The 25,937-nt window shown below is 35.5% G+C and carries 28 protein-coding genes; 24 read left to right on the top strand and 4 right to left on the bottom strand.

The genetic code is table 11. The features are described 5' to 3' along the window. Positions 1–128 precede the first annotated feature (128 nt). The 5 genes from H8911_RS07420 to H8911_RS07400 all read left to right on the top strand — a co-directional run bounded on the left by H8911_RS07420 (position 129) and on the right by H8911_RS07400 (position 5,985). Entirely contained in the window at positions 129–947 is an 819-nt protein-coding gene (locus H8911_RS07420) for a Cof-type HAD-IIB family hydrolase (RefSeq protein WP_186999203.1), read from the top strand. Position 948: 1 nt separating this feature from the next. Then, a complete protein-coding gene (locus tag H8911_RS07415; protein WP_117926720.1) occupies positions 949–1,497 on the top strand; it encodes a chromate transporter in 549 nt (182 codons plus the stop codon). Further along, positions 1,490–2,038 carry a chromate transporter gene (locus H8911_RS07410; protein ID WP_117926721.1) on the top strand — a complete coding sequence of 183 codons (549 nt, stop codon included), beginning with the start codon at positions 1,490–1,492 and terminating at the stop codon, positions 2,036–2,038. Before H8911_RS07415 ends, H8911_RS07410 begins: the two co-directional genes overlap by 8 nt. A 290-nt stretch (positions 2,039–2,328) precedes the next feature. Then, positions 2,329–3,279: a choloylglycine hydrolase gene (gene bsh, locus H8911_RS07405; protein ID WP_186999202.1), complete on the top strand. Its 951-nt coding sequence runs from the start codon at positions 2,329–2,331 to the stop codon at positions 3,277–3,279. 81 nt (positions 3,280–3,360) lie between these two features. After that, on the top strand, positions 3,361–5,985 hold the full coding sequence (locus H8911_RS07400; RefSeq protein WP_186999201.1) for a PRD domain-containing protein: 2,625 nt from the start codon (positions 3,361–3,363) through the stop codon (positions 5,983–5,985). Positions 5,986–6,001: 16 nt separating this feature from the next. Here the strand turns inward: H8911_RS07400 and H8911_RS07395 are convergent, their stop codons facing one another. Continuing rightward, positions 6,002–6,508: a DUF3284 domain-containing protein gene (locus H8911_RS07395; protein WP_186999200.1), complete on the bottom strand. Its 507-nt coding sequence runs from the start codon at positions 6,506–6,508 to the stop codon at positions 6,002–6,004. 278 nt (positions 6,509–6,786) lie between these two features. Here H8911_RS07395 and H8911_RS07390 point away from each other — a divergent pair, with 278 nt between their 5' ends. The 19 genes from H8911_RS07390 to H8911_RS07300 all read left to right on the top strand — a co-directional run bounded on the left by H8911_RS07390 (position 6,787) and on the right by H8911_RS07300 (position 23,780). Beyond that, positions 6,787–7,125, top strand: coding sequence for a PTS lactose/cellobiose transporter subunit IIA (locus tag H8911_RS07390; RefSeq protein ID WP_186999196.1), 339 nt, complete (start codon positions 6,787–6,789; stop codon positions 7,123–7,125). Beyond that, positions 7,122–7,421, top strand: coding sequence for a PTS sugar transporter subunit IIB (locus H8911_RS07385; protein WP_117926728.1), 300 nt, complete (start codon positions 7,122–7,124; stop codon positions 7,419–7,421). Before H8911_RS07390 ends, H8911_RS07385 begins: the two co-directional genes overlap by 4 nt. Before the next feature lie 35 nt (positions 7,422–7,456). After that, positions 7,457–8,752, top strand: a complete 1,296-nt coding sequence (locus H8911_RS07380) for a PTS sugar transporter subunit IIC (RefSeq protein WP_186999194.1) — start codon at positions 7,457–7,459, stop codon at positions 8,750–8,752. 68 nt (positions 8,753–8,820) lie between these two features. Next, positions 8,821–10,014, top strand: coding sequence for a MupG family TIM beta-alpha barrel fold protein (locus H8911_RS07375; RefSeq protein ID WP_186999199.1), 1,194 nt, complete (start codon positions 8,821–8,823; stop codon positions 10,012–10,014). A 12-nt stretch (positions 10,015–10,026) separates the two neighbouring features. Continuing rightward, positions 10,027–11,499 carry a glycoside hydrolase family 1 protein gene (locus tag H8911_RS07370; protein WP_186999198.1) on the top strand — a complete coding sequence of 491 codons (1,473 nt, stop codon included), beginning with the start codon at positions 10,027–10,029 and terminating at the stop codon, positions 11,497–11,499. Then, entirely contained in the window at positions 11,499–12,317 is an 819-nt protein-coding gene (locus H8911_RS07365) for a Cof-type HAD-IIB family hydrolase (protein WP_117926731.1), read from the top strand. The genes H8911_RS07370 and H8911_RS07365 overlap by 1 nt, the downstream gene beginning before the upstream one ends. Before the next feature lie 5 nt (positions 12,318–12,322). Beyond that, entirely contained in the window at positions 12,323–13,792 is a 1,470-nt protein-coding gene (locus H8911_RS07360; protein ID WP_186999197.1) for a glycoside hydrolase family 1 protein, read from the top strand. 285 nt (positions 13,793–14,077) lie between these two features. Further along, positions 14,078–14,416: a PTS lactose/cellobiose transporter subunit IIA gene (locus tag H8911_RS07355; protein WP_186999196.1), complete on the top strand. Its 339-nt coding sequence runs from the start codon at positions 14,078–14,080 to the stop codon at positions 14,414–14,416. Next, positions 14,413–14,712, top strand: coding sequence for a PTS sugar transporter subunit IIB (locus H8911_RS07350; RefSeq protein WP_186999195.1), 300 nt, complete (start codon positions 14,413–14,415; stop codon positions 14,710–14,712). Before H8911_RS07355 ends, H8911_RS07350 begins: the two co-directional genes overlap by 4 nt. Before the next feature lie 35 nt (positions 14,713–14,747). Next, positions 14,748–16,043: a PTS sugar transporter subunit IIC gene (locus H8911_RS07345; protein WP_186999194.1), complete on the top strand. Its 1,296-nt coding sequence runs from the start codon at positions 14,748–14,750 to the stop codon at positions 16,041–16,043. A gap of 59 nt (positions 16,044–16,102) precedes the next feature. Further along, positions 16,103–17,590 carry a family 1 glycosylhydrolase gene (locus H8911_RS07340; protein ID WP_186999193.1) on the top strand — a complete coding sequence of 496 codons (1,488 nt, stop codon included), beginning with the start codon at positions 16,103–16,105 and terminating at the stop codon, positions 17,588–17,590. A 54-nt stretch (positions 17,591–17,644) separates the two neighbouring features. Further along, complete coding sequence (locus H8911_RS07335; protein WP_186999192.1) at positions 17,645–18,379, top strand: ChbG/HpnK family deacetylase; 735 nt, start codon at positions 17,645–17,647, stop codon at positions 18,377–18,379. A gap of 3 nt (positions 18,380–18,382) precedes the next feature. Then, positions 18,383–19,228 carry an alpha/beta hydrolase gene (locus H8911_RS07330; RefSeq protein ID WP_186999191.1) on the top strand — a complete coding sequence of 282 codons (846 nt, stop codon included), beginning with the start codon at positions 18,383–18,385 and terminating at the stop codon, positions 19,226–19,228. Position 19,229: 1 nt separating this feature from the next. Then, on the top strand, positions 19,230–20,702 hold the full coding sequence (locus H8911_RS07325) for a family 1 glycosylhydrolase (RefSeq protein ID WP_186999190.1): 1,473 nt from the start codon (positions 19,230–19,232) through the stop codon (positions 20,700–20,702). After that, positions 20,702–21,298: a histidine phosphatase family protein gene (locus tag H8911_RS07320; RefSeq protein WP_186999189.1), complete on the top strand. Its 597-nt coding sequence runs from the start codon at positions 20,702–20,704 to the stop codon at positions 21,296–21,298. Before H8911_RS07325 ends, H8911_RS07320 begins: the two co-directional genes overlap by 1 nt. Then, the gene (locus tag H8911_RS07315; RefSeq protein ID WP_369410296.1) at positions 21,295–22,209 is read left to right on the top strand and encodes an ROK family protein; all 915 of its coding nucleotides are present in this window, start codon (positions 21,295–21,297) and stop codon (positions 22,207–22,209) included. Before H8911_RS07320 ends, H8911_RS07315 begins: the two co-directional genes overlap by 4 nt. Next, on the top strand, positions 22,203–22,631 hold the full coding sequence (locus H8911_RS07310) for a PTS sugar transporter subunit IIB (RefSeq protein WP_186999188.1): 429 nt from the start codon (positions 22,203–22,205) through the stop codon (positions 22,629–22,631). The genes H8911_RS07315 and H8911_RS07310 overlap by 7 nt, the downstream gene beginning before the upstream one ends. 11 nt (positions 22,632–22,642) lie before the next feature. Beyond that, on the top strand, positions 22,643–22,948 hold the full coding sequence (locus H8911_RS07305) for a PTS sugar transporter subunit IIB (RefSeq protein ID WP_118357302.1): 306 nt from the start codon (positions 22,643–22,645) through the stop codon (positions 22,946–22,948). Further along, the gene (locus H8911_RS07300; RefSeq protein WP_186999187.1) at positions 22,941–23,780 is read left to right on the top strand and encodes an HAD family hydrolase; all 840 of its coding nucleotides are present in this window, start codon (positions 22,941–22,943) and stop codon (positions 23,778–23,780) included. Before H8911_RS07305 ends, H8911_RS07300 begins: the two co-directional genes overlap by 8 nt. Before the next feature lie 130 nt (positions 23,781–23,910). On the opposite strand, the gene H8911_RS07295 is transcribed toward H8911_RS07300, so the two are convergent. From H8911_RS07295 to H8911_RS07285, 3 genes are read right to left on the bottom strand one after another with little or no spacing between them, the layout of a single operon-like run. Beyond that, positions 23,911–24,816, bottom strand: coding sequence for a GNAT family N-acetyltransferase (locus H8911_RS07295; protein ID WP_186999186.1), 906 nt, complete (start codon positions 24,814–24,816; stop codon positions 23,911–23,913). Then, positions 24,813–25,070 (bottom strand): hypothetical protein, encoded by a 258-nt coding sequence (locus tag H8911_RS07290; protein WP_117926637.1) that lies wholly within the window; start codon positions 25,068–25,070, stop codon positions 24,813–24,815. Before H8911_RS07290 ends, H8911_RS07295 begins: the two co-directional genes overlap by 4 nt. 47 nt (positions 25,071–25,117) lie before the next feature. Beyond that, on the bottom strand, positions 25,118–25,717 hold the full coding sequence (locus tag H8911_RS07285) for a YigZ family protein (RefSeq protein ID WP_117926638.1): 600 nt from the start codon (positions 25,715–25,717) through the stop codon (positions 25,118–25,120). Positions 25,718–25,937 lie beyond the last annotated feature (220 nt).

The following is a 25,937-nucleotide window of genomic DNA, read 5'->3' as shown; positions in this document are numbered from 1 at the left end:
CACATATTCAATTTTACAAATTAACAAAACCGTCTTCAACTACGGTTATTAAAGGTTGAAAGAAAGGAGATGTATGTTGTAAATGACCAGCTAGATGGGTCAATTACAATATACCAGGGTATTTACTTATGTATAAGCTAATTGCATGTGATTTAGATGAAACTTTGATTAAACCTGATCGAACAATTGATTCTAGAGATATTGAGGCCATTAAGAAGTTGAAAGATTTAGGTGTTAAATTTGTACTGGCAACAGGAAGAGGTTATAACACAGTTCAGGGTACATTAAAGGAATTGGATCTTTTTGATGAAGCGAACCAATATGTGATTTCATATAATGGGGGTGCTATCACTGAAAATAAGGATAATCGACTTTTACATTTTGAAGGTATTTCTTTTGAAAAAGCTGAAGAATTATATAAGCGTGGATTAAAGTATGATGTAGTCATTCATGTATACACGCGTGATGCGGTATATGCATATAACTTAACGGAAGATGAAAAAAGATATGTGCAGAATCGTCAAGAAATGATTGAGGTATTTGATCAAAATCTTGATTTTTTAAAGGGACAAGAAATTGTAAAAGTATTATATACAAATACAGATTTTGAGTATCTTCAAAGCATTGATCGTGATCTAAAGGATATTACGTATGATATGGATGTTTCATATTCAAGTAATCGTTATATTGAATTTAATCATAAGGATGTAAATAAGGGGGCTGGACTAAAAAAACTAGCCAATCTATTACATATTGATATTCAGGATACGATTGCGATTGGGGATAACTATAACGATTTATCCATGATTAAGGATGCTGGCTTAGGCGTGGGAGTACAAAATGCAGCGCCAGGTATCAAGCCGGATTGCGACTATATCACAATGGCTACTTGTGAAGAAGGTGCTGTTTGTGAAGTCATTGAAAAATTTGTATTAAAAGGAGAGTAAAATGAAGAAACTCATTCAATTATATGTTTCTTGGTTTAAGATGGGTCTATTTACTTTTGGTGGTGGATATGCCATGTTGCCAATGATTCAAAAGGAAGTTATTGAAAAATATCATTGGGCTACAGAAGATGAAGTCATGGACTATTATGCGATTGGTCAATGTACACCCGGTGTTATTGCGGTCAATACATCCACTTTTATTGGATACTATCAAGCCGGAGTTCCAGGAGCGATTGCAGCTACTCTAGGTGTAGTTACTCCATCTATTATCATTATTAGTATAATTGCAGGTTTGATCACAAACTTTTCAAGTTTAGCCATTGTACAACATGCCCTAAATGGAATTCGTGTAGCTGTATGTATGTTGATGATCAATGCGGTATTAAAATTAGGTAAGGGCAATATTAAGAATAAGATTGGTTTCTTGATTTTTGCGGTGGCACTTATTTTTGCGATGTTTACTAAAGTATCTACGGTGTTACTTGTGATTGGTGCTGGTATTGCGGGTGTTGTCTTTTCTAGAATAGGATGGTTAAAGAAAAATGACTAAGTTATTACTTATGTTTTTAGAATTTTTCAAAACTGGCCTATTTGCGGTAGGAGGAGGTCTTGCGACCATTCCTTTCTTAAGAGAGATTGGGGTTCGTTATGGCTGGTATACTATGAGTGATCTATCCACAATGATTGCGGTTAGTGAATCTACACCAGGTCCAATGGGTGTCAATATGGCTAGCTATGTAGGCTTTAGTCAATATGGTATATTAGGATCCATTGTGGTAACAATCGGTTTGGTTTTACCAAGTTTGATCACTATTTGTATCATTGCTAATTTCTTAGAGAAATTTAAAGAGGCTACACTTGTTCAACAAATCTTTGCCGGATTAAAACCTGCTGTAGTTGCCTTTATTGCCGTGGCAACCATTGATATTTTGGTGACAACTTTATTTGGTGATTACACTTTCTCAACATTTCACTGGAAGCAGTTTATTTGTCTATTCGTATTGTTGGCATTGAGTAAGTATAAACCAAAATTACATCCAATCTGGTTTATTGTAGCTAGTGCAGTGGTAGGAATTGTATTTGCGTTTTAAGTCATAGGGAAACTTATTGCTTTTTCTTTTAGGTAAAATAAAAAGCAATGTCCGGGCTTGACATTGCTTTAGGGAGAGGAAAATTATTAAGATAAAAATGTATCTTGAGTTTATAGGGTTGAATAATTTTCCAAAGGGTTAATCATAAGATAAGGCATTTCTTATGACACTTCAAATATATATTTTTTTGGTACTTAACGCAATGAACACATATTTTGATTTGTTCATTATTATGTGTGTAATCTTTTTTTAGTTTGTGTTAAGCTACTAAGTAGAAGGAGATGATTTTAATGTGTACCGCATTAAGCTTTAATCAGTTTTTTGGAAGGAATTTAGATTATGAATTTTCATATGGAGAACAAGTAGCTGTTACGCCGCGCAATTATGATTTTCATTTTAGACATTTAGATAAACATGAAAGTCATTATGCTCTGATTGGTATGGCCCATGTATTTGAAGAGTATCCATTGTATTATGATGCCATGAATGAGAAAGGCTTGGGAATGGCTGGATTAAACTTTATTGGGAATGCAAAGTTTTATGAAGTCCAAGAAGCCAAGAACAATGTGGCTGCCTTTGAATTTATTCCTTGGATCTTATCGCAATGTGCAAGTGTCAAAGAGGCAAGAGTTGTATTAGAAAATACAAATGTTTGTGCGACACCATTTAATGAACAATTTCCAGTAGCTGAATTACACTATATGATCAGTGATGAAAATGAAAGCATTGTCGTGGAGTGTATGGAAGATGGTATGCATGTATATGATAATCCTACGCATGTTTTGACAAACAATCCGCCATTTCCTATGCAGTTATTTCGTTTGAATGACTATATGTATTTATCAAACAAACAACCTGAAAATAACTTTGGATTGGATTTAACTGCCTATTCACGCGGCTTTGGAGCTATGGGACTTCCGGGTGATTTATCGAGTGGATCCAGATTTGTGCGTGTTGCCTATACAAGAGCCAATGCGACGAGTGATAAGAATGATTTAAGTCAATATTTCCACATTATTGGTAGTGTCAAGCAACAAAAAGGTCTTTGTGAAGTGGAACCAGGAAAGTATGAATATACAATTTATACGTCTTGTTGCGACTTAAGAAATGGAATTTACTATTATACGACATACAATAATCATCAGATCAGTGGTGTGAATATGTTTAATGAGAATTTAGATGGTGAAACACTTATTTCTTATCCAACGATTGAAGAAGAAATAATTCATATGCAAAATTAGCCTACTTCATGTAGGCTTTTTCTTTTGTGTATAATAGTGTATAATTCAAACGAATGCAAGCGTTTAATGGAGTGTAATAGAATGAAAACGACAAAAGAGAGCGTATTTGAATTTGTACAAAAACAATTAATGACGAATTCAGACTATAAAGATGGAATCAGTACAAAAGTCATTGCGGACTATTTTCAGCTACAAAGATCGAATGTTTCGACTTTATTGAATGAGTTAGTGAAAGATGCACGTCTAGAAAAGACGAATACTCGACCTGTTTTATATTATTTACCACAAAAAGAAGTAGGTAATGAATTAAATACAGTAGGCAGAGTGATGATTGGAATCGATGGTAGTCTTGCCAATGCGTTACAGGTTGCCAAGGCAGCTATTTTATATCCAAACAATAGTTTGAATGTATTAGTAACCGCAAAACCAGGAAGTGGAACCACTCACTTTGTGTATACACTATATTTATATGGTAAAGAAGCGGGTGTATTTAGTGAGAGGGCACCGATTTATAAAATAAATTGTCGCCACTACAAAAATAATATTGAAGAATTAGATGAAAAATTGTTTAGTCCTAAGAATATAGAGGATTCTTTATTTGCGAAAAGTCGTGGGGGGCTGTTGTTTATTGACAATGCTGAATTGTTGAATTCAACGGAAAAAAGTCGTTTATCGGAATTTTTGGAATCAGGTTTATTGTTTAGTGAAGATCGTAAAGACTTTATGGATGCAAATTCTACATTCTTAGTGTTATCTTGTGGCCCAAATGGATATGCAGAGTTTAGCCAAAGAATGTCTATGGTTATTCAATTGCCGGATTTGGCAAGTCGTCCTTTAAGTGAAAAACTTGCCTTAATCAATTATTTCTTTATGATTGAGGCTAATAATGCCAAAAAGAATATTGAAGTAAAGCGCGAGATTTTAGAGGCTTTATTATTAACAGACTTTCCTTTAAATGTTAAAGGATTGGAAATGGAAATTAAAAGAGCATGTGCAACGGCATGTGTTCGTGTCATGGATGATCCAAATTCAAATATTGAGGTAACCATCTCAGATTTAAACAATGAAGTTCAGAAAAGTTTGATTCGTTCAAGAACACAATCAACAGAAATTTATGATTTATTAGGATCACAGATGTTGTTTATTTATGATTGTCATGAGGAATCTCAATGGATTAGGTATCAGGATACACATGATTTATATGCGGAAATCCGTAGTCAATATACTGAATTATCAAAACGTGGTATCAACACGGAAACGATTCATAATATTATTAATAGTCATGTTAATACGTTGTTTAAACGATACAACTATTATCGTAGTTATAATGATGAGTATGATACGGAACAATTGTCAAAGATTGTAGATCCTAAAATTATTCATATGGTAACTAAGATTATGGATGCTTGTAAAAATGAGCTTCAAAGAGAAATTCAACCACAAGTATTCTATGGTTTATGTCTTCATATGAACTCATTATTAACATTACAATTAAATCAGTCGCGTGTAGATGATGATCAAATTGTGCATATTGTACAAGAATATCCGAAGGAGTATGGAATATCCATTCAATTGGGTCAAATGTTTAAGGATACATTTAATATTGAACTTCCAATTGAAGAAATTGTTATTATTGCGATGTTCTTGATTAAAGATGAAGAGGATACAGAAGGACATCCCGTACTTTTATATATCTTCCATGGCAAGGGCGTTGCCACTTCACTTTGTGATGTCACAAATACTTTGACACATACGAATAATGTATATGCCTATGATTTGTGTTTAGAAAAAGATTCAACTACGGCTTTACAAGAAATTAAAACATTGGTACAACGAATTGATAATGGGCAAGGTATCATTGTCATCTATGATATGGGTTCGATCAAGACAATGTTAGATACAATTAGTGAGGAAACGGATATTAAGATTCGCTATATTTATTTTCCTATTACATTATTGGGCTTAGACGTTGCTAGAAAGTGTAGTCAGGAAATAGATTTAGAGTATGTGTATCATACAACAATGCGTGAAATGAAGACGATGCTACAAATGAATGATTCACGAAAAGAAATTATCATTACATTGTGTCATACGGGCGAGGGTGGTGCCTTCCAGTTGAAACAATATATCGATCAATATTCAAACCTAGGCTTTAAAACAATTCCTTTGGCAATTTCCAAGCGAGATGAATTGATTTCACAAGTCATGGCTTTAAAGAAAATCTATCGTATCCATTGTTTTGTTGGAACGTATGATCCTAAATTAATGGGAATTCCTTTTGTTTCTATGACAAAAGTGTTTGAAAACAAACCAGAAGCTATTGATAAAATATTGATGTTTGAACCGATTCAATCGAAACAATTGGATTATTCTGCCGTATACTCTTTCTTGGAAGAACAATTCAAGTGTATTTCTGTATCTAAATTAAAATCGATTTTACCGTCGATCATTGATGAATTGGAAATTATTTATTCACTAAGTGCAGACCAAAAGGTAGGTCTATTCGTGCACATCGCATGTTTATTAGAAAATTGTAAACAAGGAGTTTGTAAGCAGGCATGCAAAGATGCAGATACGATCTTAGAGGATTATCCAGAAGACTTTAAAGTTGTGTCGAAGGTGTTAAAACCTTTAGAAAAGGCTTTTAAAGTCATTATTGACGACAATCAAGTGGCTGCCATTATTATGATTTTAAATAAACTATAAGAAAAGAGGAGTAAGACTATTGATCTTGCTCCTCAAATTTTTTAGTTAAAAATTTCTTTAATTGTTTATGCGTTTCAGGCTGCATATTTCCCTTTATAATCTTTTCACCATTACGAATCTTAATAATATCATCACGCATATCATATAAAACGTGAGACATTCTACCAAATGTGATCCAGTTATGCCATGTACGATATAAAACATTTTTTTGTGGGAGCTTTTCATCTCCACTCATAAATTGTTCAAAACTAATTTTTAACCCCTCTTTCGTTTCTTGTGTTTCATAACATACACGAACAAATGAAGTAGCTGATTTGACTGTAGATTGATAAATCTGCCCACGAACATACTTATCGATGACAATCTTTGATCTGGCATCCTTGTTTTCGTAGCTGTAACCAGATTTGATTACACTCTTCTTTGCATTCTTTTTTGTGGTTTTAGAAATCTCTTCTAATAATTGAGCTTCAAGATAGTCATAAAACTCATCCGAAGTGATTTCAAATGTTCTTATTAATTTCATGTCTAAATTATAGCATGCCATCTGTGAATTATCTGATGATTCTCACAATGTATACATTAAAGAATAAGTTTATACACAAACTAAAATAAATTGAAATATTGTATACACTAATGAGAAAACTATTTAGAAACAGTCAATTTATACAGAAAACACTAATTTATACACTAATTTTGTGTATAAATCGTTTTTTTTATGCTTTTGAAAGCGCTTTGACAAAGGAAAACTTATACACTAAAGTATAGACTGTAAAGAGTTGAGATAAGAAAGGAGCTGTTGAAATGGCTGAAGAAAACAAGGCAGAACAATCTGTCGAAATGATTTCCTTTGGGATCATCGCTAATGCAGGAGATGCAAGATCCTTTGCCTTTCAAGCTTTAGAAGCTGCCAAGCATGGAAATTTCGATGAAGCAGATGAACTGATGAAGAAATCAGATGAGGCTTCAACATTGGCGCACAAGGCGCAGACAGACTTGCTGTTCAATGAAGTGAATGGAAACCCAACACCCGTCAATGTGTTACTGGTACATTCACAGGATCACTTGATGACAAGTATGCTAGCACAGGAACTGATTAAAGAAATGATCATCATGTACAAGAATGGAGGAAAGACAGAATGAAAATTTTATTAGTTTGTGCAGGTGGAATGTCAACAGGATTGTTGATGAAAAAAATGGAGAAATACTGGGAAGAAAGAGGCGAAGACAACAGTATCAATGCCGTAGGACTTTCGGAATACATGGATGTATATAAAGACTATGACATCATCATGACTGGCCCTCAGGTAAGCTACCGTTTGAACCAGATTAAACAGGATACAGGACTTCCAACAGAAGGAATTCCTTCATTCGACTATGCCGTAGGCAACTGTGCAAATATCATGAAAATCGCTAATAAACTATACGCACAGAAATAATTTAGAATAAGAGAAAGAAAGAGAGAAATAGAATAATGGATGGTATTTTTAACAGTCCTTTTATGGTCAAACTTCAGGAGTTTGGACAGAAATTAGGATCAAACAAATTTTTAAGCGCATTACAAGGTGCGATGATGTCATGTATGGCTCCAATCATGGTCGGAGCGATTTTCTCAATCATTTGTGCTGTAGGACCAATGCTTGGAATCTTCCAGAATGGAGATGCCGTATATAACGTATTATATGCTCCATATCACTTTACAATGGATCTATTGTCATTGTGGATTGTATTGATCATGGCTTACAACTATGGAAAAGCATTAGGATTGAAATCGCCAATCATGACAAGTGTACAGACAGCCGTATGTTTTGCACTTATCGCATGTACTTGGGGAACAAATGAAGCAGGAGCAAGTGTTATCGATGTAACATATTTAAGTTCACAAGGTATGTTCGTAAGTTTCTTTGTATGCTGGTTCGTATGCCAGGTTGAAAAATTCTGTCAGGATCACAATGTAAGAATCAAGATGCCAGATGTATGTCCACCATCATTGGTAAATGGATTCTCAGCAATTCTGCCTTTGGCATTCGCATTGATTCCTTTATATGCATTAGAAGTAATTATCTCAACTTGTACAGGCGGAGCAATGGGAATCTGTTCAGGATTCATGGCTATCTTGTCAGCTCCATTAAACGCATTAGTATCTGTTCCGGGTATGTTCATCTTGATGCCATTTGCAGCCTTATTATGGTGCTTTGGAATTCACGGAACAATGATCATCATGTCAGTGTTAATGCCATTGATGTTACAGGCAGCAACAAACAATGCAGCAGCGTTTGCACAAGGTGGATATGAAGCATTAGTATTCTATCCAGTAACGTTATTTGGATGTATTGGTGTATGTGGTGGTTCAGGAAATACATTGCCACTAGTATTGTTTGGATTAAAGGCTAAATCAGAACAGATCAAAGCCGTATCAAAGATTGCCTTAGTACCAGGATGGTTTGGAATCAACGAACCAGTGACATTCGGTATGCCAATTATGTATAATCCAATCTTATGTATTCCATACATCTTGAATATTATCGTTGTAATGGCTGTTACATTGGTAGCATACAAAGTCGGATTCTTAGTACCAGGATTTGTACCAATCATGACATTGATGCCAATGGGATTCGCATCATTCTTAGGAACACTACGTTGGCAAAACGCAATCTGGGATTACTTGATGATCATTCCAGCAGGACTAGTATGGTATCCATTCTTCAAGGTATATGACAGCCAGTTATACAAGAAAGAACAGGAAGCATTAGCAGCAGAAGCTGAATAATAATGAAAACGGCGTCAGGCCTAAACGCTGGCGTCGTTATTTTTTAGAAAAAGAGGAGAAAAATAATTATGGGACTTTTAGGTGAAACAAAACCAGTAAAAAAACCAATTTTAGGCGTTTCTTTATATCCAGAACAAGAATCTATGGAGGAAATCGAAAACTATTTAACAATGGCAAGTCGTTATGGTTTCACAAAAATCTTTACAAGTATGTTTAGTGTTCCGGGCACAAAAAAAGAAGTGTTTGATTATTTTAAAAATTTTTGTGATTTAGCACATAAACATGGAATGAAAGTATCTGGTGACTGTAATACCGCATTCTTTAAGAAAATGGGTGCTAGCGAAAGCGACATCTCCATCTTTAAAGAGATGGGAATAGACATCATTCGTATGGACCTTCCATATTTTGACCAAAGAGATGTGACTTTAATCAACAATCCTTACAACATTACAATCGAATTATCAAGTTGTATGATTCAAGCTGTTCGTATGGCATTAGAAAATGGGGCAAATCCAAAGAACTTCTCTACTTGCCACAATTTTTATCCAGAACGTTATACGGCATCCGATTTAGAAAGTATTCGTTCGATCAATAAAGAATTGGCAAATTTGGGTATTCCTAGTGCTGTCTTTATTTCTAGTAATGAAGACAATACACATGGGCCATGGCCAGTACACGATGGACTTCCAACTGTTGAAGATCACCGTTGGATTCCAGCTGAATTGCAGGTTCGTCATTGGATTGCGGTAGGTGATGTGGATGAAATCATCTTCGGAAATGCTTTTGCGAGTGAAGAAGAATTTAAAGCGATTGATCAAGTGATGAACGAAGCTTATGTCAATATACCAAAACTAGTTGGACAAGACTACTTGGCAGAACTGCTTCCTCATGGAGATGTAGAGAGAGTTCCATTTAAAGTCATTTTAGATGATGGTGTCACAGATTTGGAAAAAGAAATTTTATTTGATAATGTGTATCACCAATGTGGAGAAACACCATACTACATGATTCGTTCTCGCTGGACAAGAATGTTCTACGGTAAAAAGAGTATTCCGGAAAGAAAAATAGATGAAGAATACTATCATCGAGGAGATGTAGTCATCGTAAATGACAATTTGGCTCATTATCGTGGTGAAGTGCAAATTGTGTTAAAAGATATGATGGTGGATGGTCAAAGAAATCGTATTGGTCATATTCCAGAAGCCGATCATATTTTATTGAATGAAGTAAAATCAGGTAGAGGCATTTGCTTCTTAAAATAGAAAGAGGTATATATGAGTTTTTCAAAAGATTTTTTATGGGGTGGTGCAACAGCTGCCAACCAATATGAAGGTGGATGGGACCAAGGTGGAAAAGGTGTCAGCAGTTCAGATTGCTGTACTCGTGGTTCTAGAACACAACCAAGAAAGGTAACTTATAAAACAAGTGACGGTGTTGTACATGCTGATATGATGTTTGGTTTAGATGCACCAGAAGATGCTGTGTTTGGATGTTATGAGGGATTTGATTATCCAAGTCACGAAGGTGCGGATTTCTACCATCGTTATAAAGAAGATATCGCTTTAATGGGTGAAATGGGATATAAAACATTCCGTATGTCTATTAACTGGACACGTATTTTCCCATTGGGATATGAAGAAGAACCAAATGAAGAAGGATTGAAATTTTATGATGATGTTTTTGATGAATGCTTAAAACATGGCATTAAACCATTGGTTACTTTGTCTCATTATGAAACGCCAGTCGGACTTACAAATAAATGGGGTTCATGGGTTGATGCCCGTACAATTGAATGTTTCTGTCGTTATGTTAAGACAGTTGGTGAAAGATATAAAGGTAAAGTTGAATATTGGTTAACGTTCAATGAAATCAACTGTTTAGGCTTTGGTGGCTGGATGGCTGCGGGCGTTCCGAGTCGTGATCCACAAAAGATTGCGGATGCCGCAAAACACCAATTGATTGCAAGCGCAAAAGCCGTTCAAATCTTACATGCGATTGATGCGAACAATAAAGTGGGAAACATGATTGGATATGGAATGATTTATCCTCATACATGTGCGCCTAGAGATGTCTTAAAAGCTTGGTCTAGTTTTAATGGAAGCTATTTCTATTGTGATGTTCAGGCTCGTGGATATTATCCGGCTTATAAACTAAAGGAATATGAAAGAAATGGAATTGAATTTAGTTTAACTGAAGAAGAAAAAGAAACATTGAAGAATGGTACAGTTGACTTCATTAGTTTCTCTTACTATATGTCAAACTGTGCTTCAGATGATCCTGAAGTTTTGGCGAATCAAGGTGGAAACATGATGTTTGGAGTAAAAAACCCATACTTGAAGGCAAGTGACTGGGGATGGCAAATTGATCCAACTGGACTTCGTTTATCTTTAGACTATATGTATGATCGTTACCAATTGCCGTTGATGGTTGTTGAAAATGGTTTAGGAGCACAAGATCAAGTGGAAGAAGATGGAAGCATTCATGATTCATATCGTATTGATTACTTGCGCGATCACATTAAGGCTATGAAGGATGCCATTGAAATTGATGGTGTGGAACTTTGGGGCTATACTCCATGGGGATGCATTGACTTAGTATCGGCTTCAACTGGTGAAATGCACAAGCGCTATGGCTTTGTGTATGTAGACTATCAAGATGATGGAACTGGCCAAGGAGATCGTAGTAAGAAGGATTCTTTCGATTGGTATAAGAAAGTCATTTCTTCAAATGGAGAAGATTTAGATTAATGAAATACGCAATTTTTGTAGATGTGGACGGTACTCTACTAGACAATAAACAACAGATACCAGAAAGTGCTGTCTACGCAATCCAAAATGCGCGTAAGAAAGGTCATTATGTTTTCTTGAATACGGGAAGATGTAAAGCAGAATTATTCGAATCCATATTAGATGTTGGGTTTGATGGAATTATATGTTCATCTGGTGGATACATTGAATATGAAGGTCAATGTATTCGCCACTTGACTTTTGATGAGAATGATATTCAAGCTTTGATCCAGTATTTTGAGAAAAACAAGATTGGCTATTACTTAGAATGCAATCACGGCATGTATGTCGATACACTGTATCATGATTGGATGCAAGAAGTCTTTAAGGATTTTATGCCAGAAGGGGCTGAAGAGTATACGAGTTCAATGATTGTAGTGGATGGTTCGCAACAAATTTATGAAGTGAATAAAATCTCCTTTTTATGTACTTTAAATAACTTTGATCAAATCTATAAGGATTTGCATGAACATTTCAACATCATAAAAAATACCATTCCTATGATTCGTGAAGTATCTGGAGAAATCAGCATTAAGGGTATTCATAAGGCAGATGCAGCCGATATCTTGTTAAAACATATCGGATTAGAAGATGTATCAACAATTGCGATTGGGGATTCGGATAACGATATTGAACTTTTACAACACGTAGATATAGGTATAGGCATGGGAAATGGAACAGAAAAGTGTAAGGCTGTCTGTGATGAAATTACAGATGATGTAGAGCATGATGGATTGTATAAGAGTTTTGTAAAACATAATTTAATAGAAAGCAGGTAAATCAAATGAGTTTTCCTAAGAATTTTTACTGGGGAGGAGCTACGGCTGCCAACCAATATGAAGGTGGCTGGAACGAAGGTGGAAGAGGTCCAGCTATGACGGATGTAACAACAGGTGCGACAAAAGATACACCTCGTTACGTGACATATAAAAATGCGGATGGAACAACAGGTAAAATGAGTATGTTTGGTGGTACTTTACCTGAAGGGGCTGAATATGCATGTTTAGATGGATATCATTATCCAAATCATATCGGAACAGATTTTTATCATCATTATAAAGAGGATATTGCTCTTTTTGCACAAATGGGCTTTAAAATGTTTAGAATGTCAATTTCTTGGCCAAGAATTTATCCAAATGGAAATGATGAAAAGCCAAACCAGGAAGGGTTGGATTTCTATCGTAGTGTATTTGAAGAATTACATAAGTATGGTATTGAACCATTAGTCACAATTTCGCATTACGACGATCCTTTGTATATGGAAGAAAAATTGGGCGGCTGGCAAAATCGTGAAACAATTGGTTTATATGAAAAGTATTGTCACACTATTTTTGAAGAGTATAAAGATCTAGTTAAGTATTGGTTGACATTTAATGAAATCAACAGTGCAATCATGGCTGTATCTTTTATTCCGAATTGTCCAGATGAAATCGCAAAGAAAGGGTACATTAAATTACATAATCAGTTTGTGGCAAGTGCTAAAGTGGTGAAGTATGCACATGAACATTATCCTCAATTTAAGATGGGATGTATGATTGCAGGAATGATTAGTTATCCTTTGACTTGCGATCCAAAAGATGTTCTTGCGAATCAACACCATATGCAGGATAGTTTCTATTATTGTGGGGATGTACAAGTGCGCGGAGCATATCCTGGTTTTGCACGAAAATCATGGAAGAAGTATAATTTAGATCCTGGTTTCTTTGAACAAGATAAAGATGTATTAAAAGAAGGAAAAGTAGATTTCTTTAGTTACAGTTACTATGCGACGAGCTGTGAAACAACGCACAAAGAGGCAAAGCGTGATGGAGCCGGAAACATGTCTATGGGATATAAGAATGAATATATTCAATATTCTGAATGGGGATGGGGAATGGATCCAGATGGACTTCGTTACTCATTAAATGAACTATATGATCGTTACCAAGTGCCTTTGATGGTTGTTGAAAATGGTTTGGGTGCTATTGATGTATTTGAAGATGGAAAGATTCACGATCCTTATCGTATTGACTATATGAAAGCTCATGTAAAAGCTATGAAAGAAGCCATTGAAGATGGAGTAGATTTAATTGCGTATACACCTTGGGGATGCATTGACTTAGTGTCAGCTGGTACAGGAGAAATGCGTAAACGTTATGGCTTCATCTATGTAGACATGGATGATGAGGGTAAAGGAACATTAAATCGTTACCGTAAAGATAGTTTCTACTGGTATGAAAAATGTATTAAATCCAATGGAGAAGATTTAGATTAGGCGTCAGACGACGTCTTTTCTTTTTTTACCCATATTTTTCTGTAATTTAGAGAATGTATACATAGTGTATTCGTGTTTATACACAAACTAAAATAAATTGAAATATTGTATACACTAACGAGAAAACTATTTAGAAACAGTCAATTTATACAGAAAACACTAATTTATACACTAATTTTGTGTATAAATCGTCTTTTTCATGCTTTTGAAAGCGCTTTGACAAAGGAAAACTTATACACTAAAGTATAGACTGTAAAGAGTTGAGATAAGAAAGGAGCTGTTGAAATGGCTGAAGAAAACAAGGCAGAACAATCTGTCGAAATGATTTCCTTTGGGATCATCGCTAATGCAGGAGATGCAAGATCCTTTGCCTTTCAAGCTTTAGAAGCTGCCAAGCATGGAAATTTCGATGAAGCAGATGAACTGATGAAGAAATCAGATGAGGCTTCAACATTGGCGCACAAAGCGCAGACAGACTTGCTGTTCAATGAAGTGAATGGAAACCCAACACCCGTCAATGTGTTACTGGTACATTCACAGGATCACTTGATGACAAGTATGTTAGCACAGGAACTGATTAAAGAAATGATCATCATGTACAAGAATGGAGGAAAGACAGAATGAAAATTTTATTAGTTTGTGCAGGTGGAATGTCAACAGGATTGTTGATGAAAAAAATGGAGAAATACTGGGAAGAAAGGGGCGAAGACAACAGTATCAATGCCGTAGGACTTTCGGAATACTTGGATGTATATAAAGACTATGACATCATCATGACTGGCCCTCAGGTAAGCTACCGTTTGAACCAGATTAAACAGGATACAGGACTTCCAACAGAAGGAATTCCTTCATTCGACTATGCCGTAGGCAACTGTGCAAATATCATGAAAATCGCTAATAAACTATACGCACAGAAATAATTTAGAATAAGAGAAAGAAAGAGAGAAATAGAATAATGGATGGTATTTTTAACAGTCCTTTTATGGTCAAACTTCAGGAGTTTGGACAGAAATTAGGATCAAACAAATTTTTAAGCGCATTACAAGGTGCGATGATGTCATGTATGGCTCCAATCATGGTCGGAGCGATTTTCTCAATCATTTGTGCTGTAGGACCAATGCTTGGAATCTTCCAGAATGGAGATGCCGTATATAACGTATTATATGCTCCATATCACTTTACAATGGATCTATTGTCATTGTGGATTGTATTGATCATGGCTTACAACTATGGAAAAGCATTAGGATTGAAATCGCCAATCATGACAAGTGTACAGACAGCCGTATGTTTTGCACTTATCGCATGTACTTGGGGAACAAATGAAGCAGGAGCAAGTGTTATCGATGTAACATATTTAAGTTCACAAGGTATGTTCGTAAGTTTCTTTGTATGCTGGTTCGTATGCCAGGTTGAAAAATTCTGTCAGGATCACAATGTAAGAATCAAGATGCCAGATGTATGTCCACCATCATTGGTAAATGGATTCTCAGCAATTCTGCCTTTGGCATTCGCATTGATTCCTTTATATGCATTAGAAGTAATTATCTCAACTTGTACAGGCGGAGCAATGGGAATCTGTTCAGGATTCATGGCTATCTTGTCAGCTCCATTAAACGCATTAGTATCTGTTCCGGGTATGTTCATCTTGATGCCATTTGCAGCCTTATTATGGTGCTTTGGAATTCACGGAACAATGATCATCATGTCAGTGTTAATGCCATTGATGTTACAGGCAGCAACAAACAATGCAGCAGCGTTTGCACAAGGTGGATATGAAGCATTAGTATTCTATCCAGTAACGTTATTTGGATGTATTGGTGTATGTGGTGGTTCAGGAAATACATTGCCACTAGTATTGTTTGGATTAAAGGCTAAATCAGAACAGATCAAAGCCGTATCAAAGATTGCCTTAGTACCAGGATGGTTTGGAATCAACGAACCAGTGACATTCGGTATGCCAATTATGTATAATCCAATCTTATGTATTCCATACATCTTGAATATTATCGTTGTAATGGCTGTTACATTGGTAGCATACAAAGTCGGATTCTTAGTACCAGGATTTGTACCAATCATGACATTGATGCCAATGGGATTCGCATCATTCTTAGGAACACTACGTTGGCAAAACGCAATCTGGGATTACTTGATGATCATTCCAGCAGGACTAGTATGGTATCCATTCTTCAAGGTATATGACAGCCAGTTATACAAGAAAGAACAGGAAGCATTAGCAGCAGAAGCTGAATAATAATGAAAACGGCGTCAGGCCTAAACGCTGGCGTCGTTATTTTTTAGAAAGAGGTATATATGAGTTTTCCAAAAGAATTTTTATGGGGTGGTGCAACAGCTGCCAATCAATATGAAGGTGGATATTTAGAAGGTGGAAAAGGGATCAACACAAGTGATACTTTGACGAATGGTTCACACACAGTGGCTCGTCGTGTTACTTGGAGAAACCCACAGACAAATGAAACAGGAAGTACACCAATGGTGTTCACATCCGCAACAGATCGTTTTATTCCAGAAGGAGCTATTCCAGCTGTTTTAGAAAATGAATATTATCCAAGTCATACAGCTACAGATTTTTATCATCACTTTAAAGAAGATATTGCCTTGATGGGAGAAATGGGATTTAAAACTTTCCGTATGTCTATGAACTGGGCAAGAATCTTTCCAAATGGAGATGATGAACAGCCTAATGAAGAGGGTTTAAAATTCTATGATGAAGTGTTTGATGAATGTAAAAAATATGGTATTGAGCCATTGGTTACTTTATCTCACTATGAAACTCCAATCGGATTGACAATTAAATATGGTGGATGGAAAGATCGTCGTTGTATTGATTTCTTTGAAAAATACGCAAAGACAGTTATTGAGCGTTATGTTGGCAAAGTAAAATACTATTTAACATTTAATGAAATCAACATTATGTCTATGATGCCATATATGGCTGGTGGACTTGTAGATTTTAGTGAACAAGCCAAAGCGCAAGGCGCGCACAACCAATTTGTCGCAAGTGCTAAAGTCGTAAAATTCTGTCATGAAAACTATCCAGATATTAAAGTTGGACAAATGTTGGCATATGGACCTGTTTACACATATACTTGTGATCCTGCAGATCAAATTTTGGCATTAGAAAGAAGCCAAGAAACAATTTGGTATGCGGATGTACAAACAGGGGGACATTATCCTGAGTTTAAATTAAAGGACTATGAAAGAAAAGGAATTCAATTAGAGGATTGTCCAGAAGACTATGAATTATTAGAGAAATACTCAGCAGATTTCTTAAGTTTCTCATGTTATGGAAGCAGTACAGTAACTACGCATGATGTGGGTAATGATAGTGGTGGAAACTTTGTGATGGGTGTTACCAACCCTTATGTAAAGACAAACGCATGGGGATGGGCAACGGATCCTGCATGTTTACGTTTGGCATGTAACACATTGTATTATCGTTACAATAAGCCAATTTGGATTGTTGAAAACGGTATTGGATGGTCAGATGTTTTAGAAGAAGATAAAACAGTACATGATGATTATCGTATTGATTACTTACGTCAAAATATTCAATCCATGGATGATGCGATCAATAAAGATGGTGTTAACTTAATGGGATATACAATGTGGGGATGCATTGACTTAGTTTCTGCGGGAACTGGTGAAATGCGTAAACGCTACGGATTTGTATATGTAGATCGTGATGATGAAGGAAATGGAAGCTTGAATCGTTATAAGAAAGATAGTTTCTATTGGTATAAAAAAGTGATTGAAACACAAGGTGAAGATTTAGATTAGTAAGAAGGAGGGGGCGGAATAGTTTTTGTTTCGCCTTTTCTTGTGAGGTACAATATGAAAAAAATAATGGTAAGAGCGGACGACTTAGGTTTTTCTAAAGCTGTAAATTATGGGATATATGAAACGGTAAAGAATGGTGTCATTAAGAATATTGGTTTTATGGTGAATATGCCAGACAGTCTTCATGGTTATGAATTGGTAAAAGATTATGATATTTGTCTAGGCCAACATACAAATGTATGTGTGGGAAAACCCATTAGTGATCCTGCATCTATTTCGAGTTTAGTTCAAGAAGATGGAACTTTTAAAACGAGCAAGATGTATCGCAGTACAAAAGAGGATTTTGTGGATTTAGATGAAGCTATTCTAGAAGTGGAAGCGCAATATAATCGTTTTAAAGAAATAACAGGAAAAGAACCGGCTTATTTTGAGGCGCATGCTGTCATGAGTGAAAATTTAAATAGGGCCATTGAAATTGTGGGGAATCGGCACAATTTAAAAACTTTGATTATGGGATGTGAAAAGGTGAATGGGCAAGATATGCATATGTATATGGATAGTATGTTTCCTGGTTATGATCCAATGGTATCCTTTAAAAAGATGGTTGATGAGGCAAAAGATGGATTTAATATGATGGTTTGTCATCCTGGTTACTTAGATCAATATATTTTATCGGTTTCCAGTCTAACAATGCCTAGAGTATTAGAAGTGGATTTTTTAACGAGTGAAGAATTAAAAGCATATGTAAAAGAAAATAACATTCATTTATATACATATGATGAGGTATAGTGTATGGCCCATTTAACATGTAACTTTTTTTCAAAATCACTAATGCGCACGGTCGATATAACGGTGATTTTACCAACGGATAAATATGTGTTCACAGATCCAGATTTCAAGCCGCAGACAACCTTTAAAACGTTGTATTTGCTTCATGGGATTTTTGGCAGTACATCCGACTGGATCAATGGTACAAGAATTGAAGCTTGGGCGCAAGAAAAGAATTTGGCGGTCGTGATGCCTAGTGGAGAAAATAAATTTTATGTAGATCAGCCGCATAGTATGGATAATTTTGGAATATTTATTGGTGAAGAACTTGTGGATTTCACAAGAAGAAGTTTCCCATTGTCGAAAAAGCGTGAAGATACTTTCATTGGTGGATTATCGATGGGTGGCTATGGAGCATTGCGTAATGGTTTAAAATACCATGATACATTTGGTTCGATTATCGCCTTGTCGAGTGCTCTTATATTAGATGGGGTATATACATCGACATATGAAGATGTAAACCCAATGGGCAATCGCTATTATTATGAATCAATTTTTGGGGATATTTCAAAATTAAAAGGCAGTGATATGGATTATTATGCCTTGGTGGATGGCTTAAAATCAGAAGAGTTTCCTCAATTGTTTGTTGCTTGTGGAACTGAGGATTTTATGTTGAAAGAACAGAATGAACAATTCCATCAGTATTTGTTAGAAAAAGGAATAGAACATGAATACCAAACAGGCCCTGGAGGTCATGACTGGGTATTCTGGGATACGTTTATTTATAAAGCACTGGAGTGGCTTCCGTTGGATGAGGCTACTACAGGTGTTAGTAGTGGAAATGTAAGTATAGAAAGTGAAGGTAAGTAAGATGAGTTTTCCAAAAGGATTTTTATGGGGTGGAGCAACAGCTGCCAACCAATGTGAAGGCGCATGGAATGTAGATGGAAGAGGTCCAGCTTTAACGGATGTAAAAACAGGAGGAAGTGTAAATGCGCCTCGTTTAGTGACATATATTGATAAGGATGGAAATCCTCACGCAGAACCAGAAAGTCCAAGAGGCATTCCTGAAGGAGCACATTATGCGGTGCTAGATGATTATCTATATCCAAATCATGATGGAATTGATTTTTATCATCATTATAAAGAAGATATTGCCTTAATGGGTGAAATGGGATTTAAAACGTTCCGTATGTCAATTTCTTGGTCAAGACTATTTCCAAATGGGGATGAAGAAGTACCAAACCAAAAGGGTATTGAGTTCTATCGCAATGTATTTACAGAATTAAGAAAATATAATATTGAACCATTAGTTACTATTTGGCATTTTGATACACCATTATATTTAGAAGAACACTATGGTGGATGGAAGAATCGTAAGTTGATTGGATTCTATACGCGTTTTGCGAAAACATGTTTCGAAGAATTTAAGGGCTTAGTTAAATATTGGTTAACATTCAATGAAATCAATAACACGGTTATGTTCTTAGAAATGTTTGGCAATACGGCGAGTGATGAGGATTACCAAAATGCGTACCAAATTTTACATCATCAGTTTGTGGCAAGTGCCAAAGCCGTTCAGATTGGACATGAAATTGATCCAGAAAATAAGATTGGATGCATGATTTGTGGAATTACATTCTATCCAATGACTTGTGATCCGAGTGATATTCTTTTAAATCGTCATACTTGGGAACAGGGAATCTTCTATTGTGGCGATGTGCAATGTAAGGGTAAATATCCTACTTACGCAAAGCGTTTGTGGAAAGAGCATAATGTGGAATTAGAAATTTTACCGGAAGATTTAGAGGATTTGAAAAAAGGTACAGTAGATATGTACTCCTTCTCTTATTACATGTCTACGGTTGTGACTACACATACAGTAACTGATAAAGTAGGTGGAAACTTCTCGGCAGGAGCTCGTAATGAATATCTTCAATATTCAGATTGGGGATGGGCAACCGATCCAACAGGTTTACAGTACTATTTAGAAATGATGTATGACCGTTATGAATTGCCTCTATTGATTGTTGAAAATGGCTTGGGAGCATTTGATACAGTGGAAGAAGATGGAAGTATTCATGATCCATTCCGTATTGATTACTATAGACAACACATTCAAGCTATGGATAAAGCCATCCAAAACGGTGTGGATCTAATTGCGTATACAACTTGGGGATGTATTGATTTAGTTTCTGCAGGAACTGGTGAAATGCGCAAGCGCTATGGATTTATTTATGTAGATAAACAAGATGATGGTACGGGAGATTATTCGAGAAGTCGTAAAGATTCATTCTATTGGTATAAAAAAGTGATCGCATCGAATGGAGAGAATTTAGACTAATGAAAATTTATCTTGTGCGTCATGGACAAACTTTATTCAATCAACAAAAGAAAGTACAAGGTTGGTGTGATTCTCCATTAACACAAGAGGGTATTCAACAAGCGATTGCAGTGTCAAAAACACTGCAGTCGATTTCTTTTGAGTATGCCTATAGTTCAACGAGTGAAAGAGCTATGGATACGATGCATTATATTTTACAAGATAGAAGTGTGCCATATGCCTATGTGAAGGGATTGAAAGAGTTGAACTTTGGATCTTTAGAAGGCGAAAAAGAAGCGGATGTCTTTACGGATATTAGTGTGTATGAAAAGGGCTTTGAGATGTATGGTGGAGAAACCTTGCCTACATGTAATCAACGGTTTATGACGTGTTTAGAAACAATCGCCAAATCACATACGGATAATGTACTTGTAGTTGCGCATGGTGGAGTGATCATGGGGGCATTGCGATGTCTTGATGAAGCTCGATTTATGAAGCATATGCAAGAAGTGGGGGACGTTGAGAATTGTTCAGTGACAATTTTAGAATATACAGATCATTTTGAAATTCTTGATTTGGCAGATACATCTTATCGAGATAGGGGGCTATTGTTGTGAGAATATTTGCGATGGATATAGGGGGCAGTTCAATTAAATATGCCTTATTTGATGAAAATAGAAATAAATTGGATAGTGGAAAAATTAAGACGCCAGCTCCAACTTCGATGGATGAAAATTGTGAATGTACAGTAAAAGATTTATATGATGCGATGGATACGATTATACCTAGTAATATTGATGGAATCGCATTAAGCATGCCTGGTGTGATAGATTCTGAAAATGGGATTGCCTTAACAGGTGGAGCTTTGACATATATTCAAAATGAACCTGTTGAAAAGATATTAAGTGAAAAATATGGCGTTCCTGTATGGATTGGCAATGATGCCAAGTGTGCAGGGAGTGCTGAAGTTGGATATGGTGCTTTAAAAGATGTTCAGGATAGCGTTGCGATTATCTTAGGTACGGGCATTGGTGGATGTTTGATCAAAGATAAAAAAGTGCATAATGGAAGACGCTTTTCAGCAGGAGAAGTGTCTTGTTTATACACAAACAATGTGTATCCTGCTGATTATCATGGCTTATGGGCTTTCACAAGTGGAATTGCTGGTTTATTGGGTTTAGTACAAAAATATTTAGAAACAGATGAAAAGTATAGTGGAGAACAAATCTTTGAGATGGCTAATTCTGGCAATGAAAAAGTATTGGCGGCATTAGATGAATTTTGTTTCTACATTGCTTTACAGCTTTATAATATTCAGTCTATTTTTGATCCGGAAAAATTTGCGATTGGTGGAGGGATTTCAGCACAGCCATTATTGATTGAAAAAATCAATGAACAATATAAGAAGTTATTTATTCCTGTATTTCCTTTGCGTCCTGTGGATGTGGTGGCTTGTGAATTTAGAAATGATGCCAATCTAATTGGAGCTTATTATCAGCTTCAGACAAAGATGGTGAGTGTATGTTAAGCGTGTGCATCTGCTGTGGCGGAGGTTTTTCGAGCAGTGTATTGATGCGTAAAGTTAAAAGTGAATTAGTTGAAAAAGGGTATGATGATAAATTGAAGATAGGTTTTTGTCCTTTTAAAGAAGTGCATGAACATTATGGTGAATATGATGTAGTCATGGCTTGTCCACATCTTTCATATAAGATTGCCGATTATATTGAGAAGTATGGTAATCAAGTTCCTATCTATGTAATTCCAGCTATGATGTATGGAACGATGAATGTAAAAGAAGTGTATCAGGATGCTTTGGATATTTATGAAGGATATAAAAAAACACATAAAAATCCGATGTATTTTCCTGGAGAAGACAATAATATGAAGCGTAAAAATCGTAATGTGAGTTATCGTAGGGCATATCATATAACAGGAGAGATTGAGTTTTAGGGATGGTGAACATGAAAATATTATTTGTATGTGCTGGTGGAATGTCGACCGGATTAATCGTTAAAAAAATGGAAAAATGGGCAAGTGAAAACGGAAAAGATTTAGTTGTGAAGGCAACGGGTGTTGGAGGCTATGAATCAAAGTGGCAGGACTATGATTGTATTTTAGTAGGTCCACAGGTTCGCTTTAAGATTCCGGAAATGAAAGAGAAAGTTAAAATTCCAGTGGCTCAAATTGAAACGTTGGATTATGGATTACAGAATGTCGACAACATGTTGAAGCTTGCGTATTCGTTAGTGGAGAGTTCAAATGATTAAGTTGTTCGCATCGGATCTAGATGGTACTTTACTTGCTAGAAGTCATCAGTTTGATGAATTGATCAAGGCCACGGTTGAAAAGATTGTGCGTGAAAATGCAGTTTTTACGATTTCAACGGGTCGTGATTGTTCAATGACGGAATTGAATGGGTTAGAGAATAAGATTTATCGTATTTGCATGAATGGGGCTTTGATTATGAGCCCTGAAGGTGAAACGTTAAAACTAGATTTAATTGATAAGGATATTTTGAAAATTATTCTAGAAGAGTTTGATGACTTAGATTTAGAATTTATTACGCCCTATAAAACGTACACGAAACAATCGAAAGAGGAGTTTTTTGAGAAAATGGAGAGAATGCCTCATCCGGATGGAGATAATGTTGAAGTTGCAAAGTTCTTTATGGAGAATATCTCAAAGCGTTTGGTGTTTGACCAATCGAAAGAGGAAATTTTGTCTAAAGATGTTTGTAAGATCAACTCACATTTGCAGCCTGGTAAATCGTATAATCGTTTGTATAAATTTTTAGAAAAGTATTCGAGTTCAATTGTGAATGCGCCTTGCGATAAGAACTTGATTGAAATTACGAAACAAGGTGTGAATAAGGGAAATGCCGTACATTGGTTAGGGCAGTATTTACATATTGAAGATGATGAAATAGCGGTATATGGTGATGGTGGCAATGACTTACAAATGTTGTCGATGTTTGAACATTCGTATGCGCCATGCACAGCTTTGGAAGAGGCAAAATATGCCGCAAACAATCAATTGGGTCCTTGTTATGAGTACAGTGTGGCTCGAAATATGTTGGAGATTTTGGCAAGACAAAAATAATTTGTTTCATTTCATTTAAAACGTGTTAAGATAATGGAGGATGCTTGTTGAAAGTATCTAAATCCATTATTCTAAGCAGAAAGGGAGGTTTTTAGCGATGCCTCCTTTTTTGCGTTTCATAATAAAAAGCCTACTGGAAATGGTTCCATGTAGGCTTTTCTAATAGTTCATAAGCTGTTTTTGCGTTTCTAACGTTTGTGTTAGAGAATTTATCGAATAATTTATAATTGTTGAGTCTGACCATTAATTTTTTATCGGTTCTAGGAAAATGAAGTGGGAATAATTTATCAAATCTTTCACTTTCGCTGATTAGAATGGATGTTACTTCATTGTTGATGGATAAATAACTTAGAAGATCTTGGATGGCTTGAGAGTCAAAGTAAACTAAAACTTCTACATGAGCCTGATTGTCTTTTGTGGAATATATCGCAAATCCTTTCGGTTGTTTATCTTCATTAACCATTGTGACAATGGATTTTTTTAAGCTTTTATGATATTGGATAAGTTTGTTGAATTCATCTTCACTTAATAGAATACTGCCATCAAAATACTGCATGAATTGGAAATATAATGTGTATAAGTTCTCTGCTTTTTGTTTTACATGATAAGGATTACCACTTCTGCATAGTGGAGCTCCAATCCAATATTCTTTTGTGTTTGAAATGTGTTGAAAGCTTTTTGCCTCAAATAATTTTGGCATGTTTGTGTATGTGATGGTTAATAAATCGTTATAGGTAGCTTGTGAAATGGCAGCATCTAATAAGTTAGAAAATTGTTTTCTTTGTCTATAATCTGGTAAAGTTGCAGCCATACCAATCACAGATACGTGCATTTGTCGATCTAAAAACATCATAGTTCTTTTTGTAACTTGAAGACAAGAAGTAATCTTATCGTTTTGCCAGAAACAGAACATGTGTTGTGGATCGTATTGATATTTTATCCAGGCATCGATTTCTTTTTTATCCATATTAAATGCGGATTTAATCAACAAGTCTTTGATTTGTGCATCATATCCAACACTGTTGTGACAAATCATTGGTTATCTCCATCTTCTTCGTGTTCCGTATATTCAACATCAATAGCTCCATGTTTTGGAGTTGATTTTGGTTGTTCATTTTGGCTTTGTGTACTGCGATAAGTGTGAAAGTGAACATGCCTTCTTCCTGTAAATAGGGAAATAATCCAGAAGAAAATGATGATTGGCAAAATAAATGGAAGTAGCCAGCTTGCTAGGGTTCCAAATATAAAGAAAATCACAAAAAAGGCAATAAGAGTAAAAATACTATCCATAAAGGTACCTCGCTTTTCTAAAGTATATCATATTCATAATATGCGGATTAAATAACGCATTCGGTTTCAATGTCTTGTATGTATTGAATTTTTATTTTTCCATTTGTGAGTTCCATTAAATCTTTAGAAATATCTTCTTGAACAAGGAAATGATAGACAACATCTTCTTCATATTGTTGTTCAATAACTTCAATGTTTTGTGTTCTAAAGTAATGGTCAATTTTTCCAATGAGATCATAAGAAAAATGAATTTGATATTCTTGAAGTGTAGTTACAGTTGTCAGTGTTGCCACTTTTAAGGCTTGGGAAATACTCGAACTATAGGCTCTTACAAGTCCTCCAGTTCCAAGCTTGATTCCTCCAAAATAGCGTACTACAACGGCTAGAATATCTTGCATTTCATTATGCATCAACACATCTAACATAGGGTGACCTGCTGTCTGACTTGGTTCTCCATCGTCGTTAGATCGCATAATGTTTCCTATAATCATAGCTGTACAATGATGATTGGCATTGGGGTGTTCTTTTTTTATAGCTTTTAAAAAGTCTTTTGCCTCTTGTTCATCCTGTGTTCTATGAAGGTAGGTAATAAATTTACTTTTTTTAATTTCTATTGTATTTATACAATCATTTTGAATTCTTGGCATAGTTGTATTGTAGCAAAGAATAGCTATATTCTACAAGTTTAGTAGAAAAGAAACCATTCTAGTGTTGGTGTCTAGAATGGTTCCTTTTTGTTTATTATTATTTTTTTTAGGAGAGAGATATGAATATTGGTTTATTTCTATATTCATTGCCTTATCTTTAAGGCACTTATAGAATAACATTCCATGTTGTCATAAATTTAGTATAACTTTGGTAAATGTT

The organism is Holdemanella hominis (genome assembly GCF_014306155.1).
Lineage (GTDB): Bacteria > Bacillota_I > Bacilli_A > Erysipelotrichales > Erysipelotrichaceae > Holdemanella > Holdemanella hominis.
The sequence above is the reverse complement of the archived record's forward strand: the minus strand, read 5'-3'. Positions and strand labels throughout refer to the sequence as shown.

What these genes read in the sequence shown, in the direction of transcription:
- bsh (WP_186999202.1), top strand. Translation starts at nt 2,329, where the DNA reads ATGTGTACCGCATTAAGCTTTAATCAGTTTTTTGGAAGGAATTTAGAT.
- H8911_RS07340 (WP_186999193.1), top strand. Translation starts at nt 16,103, where the DNA reads ATGAGTTTTCCAAAAGAATTTTTATGGGGTGGTGCAACAGCTGCCAAT.
- H8911_RS07305 (WP_118357302.1), top strand. Translation starts at nt 22,643, where the DNA reads ATGAAAATATTATTTGTATGTGCTGGTGGAATGTCGACCGGATTAATC.
- H8911_RS07300 (WP_186999187.1), top strand. Translation starts at nt 22,941, where the DNA reads ATGATTAAGTTGTTCGCATCGGATCTAGATGGTACTTTACTTGCTAGA.
- H8911_RS07310 (WP_186999188.1), top strand. Translation starts at nt 22,203, where the DNA reads ATGTTAAGCGTGTGCATCTGCTGTGGCGGAGGTTTTTCGAGCAGTGTA.
- H8911_RS07295 (WP_186999186.1), bottom strand. Translation starts at nt 24,816, where the DNA reads ATGATTTGTCACAACAGTGTTGGATATGATGCACAAATCAAAGACTTG.
- H8911_RS07375 (WP_186999199.1), top strand. Translation starts at nt 8,821, where the DNA reads ATGGGACTTTTAGGTGAAACAAAACCAGTAAAAAAACCAATTTTAGGC.
- H8911_RS07350 (WP_186999195.1), top strand. Translation starts at nt 14,413, where the DNA reads ATGAAAATTTTATTAGTTTGTGCAGGTGGAATGTCAACAGGATTGTTG.
- H8911_RS07285 (WP_117926638.1), bottom strand. Translation starts at nt 25,717, where the DNA reads ATGCCAAGAATTCAAAATGATTGTATAAATACAATAGAAATTAAAAAA.
- H8911_RS07415 (WP_117926720.1), top strand. Translation starts at nt 949, where the DNA reads ATGAAGAAACTCATTCAATTATATGTTTCTTGGTTTAAGATGGGTCTA.
- H8911_RS07365 (WP_117926731.1), top strand. Translation starts at nt 11,499, where the DNA reads ATGAAATACGCAATTTTTGTAGATGTGGACGGTACTCTACTAGACAAT.
- H8911_RS07370 (WP_186999198.1), top strand. Translation starts at nt 10,027, where the DNA reads ATGAGTTTTTCAAAAGATTTTTTATGGGGTGGTGCAACAGCTGCCAAC.
- H8911_RS07325 (WP_186999190.1), top strand. Translation starts at nt 19,230, where the DNA reads ATGAGTTTTCCAAAAGGATTTTTATGGGGTGGAGCAACAGCTGCCAAC.
- H8911_RS07395 (WP_186999200.1), bottom strand. Translation starts at nt 6,508, where the DNA reads ATGAAATTAATAAGAACATTTGAAATCACTTCGGATGAGTTTTATGAC.
- H8911_RS07335 (WP_186999192.1), top strand. Translation starts at nt 17,645, where the DNA reads ATGAAAAAAATAATGGTAAGAGCGGACGACTTAGGTTTTTCTAAAGCT.
- H8911_RS07320 (WP_186999189.1), top strand. Translation starts at nt 20,702, where the DNA reads ATGAAAATTTATCTTGTGCGTCATGGACAAACTTTATTCAATCAACAA.
- H8911_RS07330 (WP_186999191.1), top strand. Translation starts at nt 18,383, where the DNA reads ATGGCCCATTTAACATGTAACTTTTTTTCAAAATCACTAATGCGCACG.
- H8911_RS07410 (WP_117926721.1), top strand. Translation starts at nt 1,490, where the DNA reads ATGACTAAGTTATTACTTATGTTTTTAGAATTTTTCAAAACTGGCCTA.
- H8911_RS07400 (WP_186999201.1), top strand. Translation starts at nt 3,361, where the DNA reads ATGAAAACGACAAAAGAGAGCGTATTTGAATTTGTACAAAAACAATTA.
- H8911_RS07345 (WP_186999194.1), top strand. Translation starts at nt 14,748, where the DNA reads ATGGATGGTATTTTTAACAGTCCTTTTATGGTCAAACTTCAGGAGTTT.
- H8911_RS07290 (WP_117926637.1), bottom strand. Translation starts at nt 25,070, where the DNA reads ATGGATAGTATTTTTACTCTTATTGCCTTTTTTGTGATTTTCTTTATA.
- H8911_RS07355 (WP_186999196.1), top strand. Translation starts at nt 14,078, where the DNA reads ATGGCTGAAGAAAACAAGGCAGAACAATCTGTCGAAATGATTTCCTTT.
- H8911_RS07385 (WP_117926728.1), top strand. Translation starts at nt 7,122, where the DNA reads ATGAAAATTTTATTAGTTTGTGCAGGTGGAATGTCAACAGGATTGTTG.
- H8911_RS07390 (WP_186999196.1), top strand. Translation starts at nt 6,787, where the DNA reads ATGGCTGAAGAAAACAAGGCAGAACAATCTGTCGAAATGATTTCCTTT.
- H8911_RS07380 (WP_186999194.1), top strand. Translation starts at nt 7,457, where the DNA reads ATGGATGGTATTTTTAACAGTCCTTTTATGGTCAAACTTCAGGAGTTT.
- H8911_RS07420 (WP_186999203.1), top strand. Translation starts at nt 129, where the DNA reads ATGTATAAGCTAATTGCATGTGATTTAGATGAAACTTTGATTAAACCT.
- H8911_RS07360 (WP_186999197.1), top strand. Translation starts at nt 12,323, where the DNA reads ATGAGTTTTCCTAAGAATTTTTACTGGGGAGGAGCTACGGCTGCCAAC.